Origin of the sequence: Coleofasciculus sp. (assembly GCF_046539235.1) — a bacterium.
Taxonomy (GTDB): Bacteria; Cyanobacteriota; Cyanobacteriia; order Cyanobacteriales; family Coleofasciculaceae; genus Coleofasciculus.
On sequence record NZ_JBKHHI010000566.1, the window covers coordinates 1 to 3,381 of the forward strand.

The 3,381-nt window shown below is 46.7% G+C and carries 2 protein-coding genes; one reads left to right on the plus strand and one right to left on the minus strand.

The features are described from left to right. A partial coding sequence (locus ACLFWI_RS28580) for a hypothetical protein (protein ID WP_446415746.1) occupies positions 1 to 515 on the minus strand: 515 nt, incomplete at its 3' end. A gap of 311 nt (positions 516 to 826) precedes the next feature. Between ACLFWI_RS28580 and ACLFWI_RS28585 the strand changes: the two genes are divergently transcribed. Then, positions 827 to 3,381 (plus strand): HEAT repeat domain-containing protein (locus ACLFWI_RS28585; protein ID WP_446415747.1); only part of this gene is annotated, 2,555 nt, incomplete at its 3' end.

Consider the following 3,381-nt stretch of genomic DNA (forward strand, 5'->3'; position numbering starts at 1 on the left):
GGTAAACCCGCAGGTCCCAAACCCTCAAATATCAAAACCTCACAAGAGGGTAGCTCTGGAGTCGTATAATCACAAGTATAGGTAGCTAAGAGTTCGGCTCGATCATTGAAGACTCTGACATTATAGTTATAGTCTCTAGCAACCGTTCCAAAATGATTAATAAAGCTGTATCGTTCTAAATAATTGAGCAGCGTCCAAGGTTGACGGCTAACCACCAAATCAACCCGTTGTTTATCTTGGTAAGCCAGCCAGTTCACGAGGAGTTTACCGCCGAACTTATCAAACTGCTCTTCTGCCCACCAAAGGCTAGGAATTGTAATGTTTTGCTGGGATATTGTATTAGCTGTAACTATGTTGGGGGGTAGGATAGTATCGGGTTCTAATAATTCTGTTTCTAGAGGAACTAAGGACGGTATTGGTGCAGAATTGCGTTGAGCCGTTGCTGTTGGTGTAATCAACAGAAGTGAAGAAATCCCGATGAAGCAAATTTTAAATCCCCCTAATTTACTGAACATAGCTTTGACAATCTTCACAGAACCCTATACTTGAACTGTAGCATGGCAGACAAAATAGTGTTGGCTTTAGGTTCGTAGTTGCGCTGTCTTCGCTAGAAACTTAAGTCGAATGCCACTGACTGGTATGCTGGTAGGTCCTGGCGAAGTCGAAACCCACCCTAGGGTATATCAAAGGTTTAGTCCATTGACTCTCTCTGAAATCATGTTAATTTATTTTGGCAACAAAGAGCGAACGCTTCACTGGCATGTCAAACAATGTCGGAAAATGTCGGTAAAATTATTGTCATGTCATCCTCTTAACCCAAACACCCATGGTAAGTCAATTTATTGAGCAACGTTTTGGTCTTTCGATTTGGAAGGTACAACGGCTGGCTCATTTATTATTTCTGGGGGTGACGATTCTCACCTATAACATTTTGGCGATGACGATCGCTAATTCCCTGTTTCTGAGTCATGCAGGTTCCGAGAATCTGCCCCTGTTTTATGTGCTGATTGGGTTAGTCTCAATGCCCGCTTATGCGGTGTTTTCCCAAGTGGTTGACCGTTTTAGTCGTCCCCAGCTTTTCCGCTATATGCTGCTCTTTGCCATCGCTATGGCGCTGGGGATGCGACTGTTGATCACCCTGGATACGTTATGGGTCTATTATCTTATCTTTATCGCGATTTTCTTCCAATGGGATTTGTATAACAATATTTTATTGCCCAACCTGTTGATGGATTATTTCACAGTGTTGGAGTACAAGCGCTACGCGCCCTTTATGGGAATGGCGCAGGCGGTGGGTATCTTGTTGGGCGGCGGTTTGACCAGTTTGCTCTCCCAGTTTTTCACGACGGAGGATATGCTACTGAGTTTGCCGTTTGTCTGTGCGGTAGCGATCGCGCAACTGATTTATCTGGAACGCTCTCAACGGCGCATCGAGACAAATCGGAGTCAAACCCCGGTGAACTTAGTTGAAGCGTTAAGGACGTTTCCTGATTTAGTGAAGCGTTACCCCATTATCCTATTTTTGGCGAGTAGTAGCTTTCTGTTAGTGATTATCTATATTACGTCAGAGTTTGAATATTTAAGCATTTATGCCCAAACCTTCACCAATGACCGAGAATTAACCAGTTTTCTGGGATTGCTGAGAGTGGCGAATAGTATCCTACAGATGGTGATCCTCTACTGTTTCACTCGCCCTCTGTTGCAACGATTAGGTGTGGGACGAATGAATCTGGTTTACCCGGTGACAACATTAGCCAGTTTACTGGGACTAGCATTTAACTTTAATTTAAAAGCGGCGATCGCGGCGAATGTGAATAGTGATGGATTGTATAAAGGGATTAACTTACCTGTCCATCAATTAAACTATAATGCCGTCCCTCCAGAATTTATGGGACGAGTGCGATCGCTCAGTGATGGCTTATTTTATGCGATCGGGTTAACGTTAGCGGGTGGGCTGTTGTGGATTGCTCAATCTTTTCTCACCTTAGAGCAGATTATCTGGATTGCCATCAGTTTAACGGTGCTATTGCTGATGGTGCGCTTGTTTATGGGCAATAGCTATGTCCAATGCTTAGAAGTCATGTTACGCTCCGATGCGGTGAATCTGGATGAAATTGGTGAGGGATTGATGCAATTACCGCCTCAATCCAGTCCGATGATTCACGATTTGCTCAACAGTGATGAACGGTACACACAAATTAAAGGCTTAGAATTAGCCGCAGGTTTGGGACAACCGAGCCAATTTTTATCAGACGTGCGGAAACTCCTTGGTGAAACTGATCCAGACATCCGACGCGGGATAGTTAAACTATTTAGCCATAAACCCGATTTAGACACCATCCATCACTTTGAGCGGCTGTTAGACGCCCCAAATTCCCACGTCCGAGCCACGGCGTTAGAAGTGTTAATTGCCAATCAGCAGCCTCTGGAACAGGAACAACTCCGCTCTCGACTCGGTGATATTAGTCAGGAAGTCAGCCTATTAGCCTCAGTCGCGGCGACTCAAATGGGGGTGATTAATAATCCCCAAATCAAAACCACCTGCGAACAGTTATGGCAATCAGAGTTAGATAGTACCACGGGACAGGCGATTGTGCGGGTGGTGTCTTGTAGCGGCAATCCGGAGTTAATTCCCTCTCTGAAGCGGATTCTTGCCCACGCCACCCCAGAGGTGAAACGTGAGGGATTAGCAGCACTGGTAACCTTGGCGCATCCGGGGGATTGGGAACTGGCGGAATTGGCTGTCTCGGAATTGGAACATCCCGATCCCTGGGTACGGGCGGCGGCATTTAATCTGTTAGGAATTACTCGCTGTAAAGGGATGTTGCGCTATGTGGCAATTGGCTTGGGGGATAATCACCCACAAGTGCGTCGCTGTGCGGCGGTGGCGCTGGCGACGTATGGGGAACAGGGATTAGCGTTAGCCCAAGATAGTTTATCCTCGTCCAATCCTGATGTCGTAGACGCGGCGATCGCGGCGATTGGTCAAGTGCGGACGAAACAGGCGAGTGATATCCTCTTCAAGTATCTGAGTGCTGATTTTCAGCAGGTGACGCGCAGCCGTCAATGGCAGCAACAGTTACCTCAGGATAATCCCAGTTGGCAACCTTTAGCCATTGCGATCGCGGATTATCATCAACGGCTGATTCAGCGTGTTTTGTATATTCTCTCCTGTCTGGGTCATTCCCGTACCGTCAACGTGGTGCAACGCCTGCTGTATTCAACAGATTCGCGGGATTTAGCCAATGCGATCGAAACCTTGGCGTCGTTGAGTCATCGCCGCTTTGTGCTTCCCCTGATGCCTGTTTTGGAACAATTGATTAGTGATGATCAACCTGGAACGCGGATTCGGGTGAATTCTCAGTGGATGCGAACCAAGGG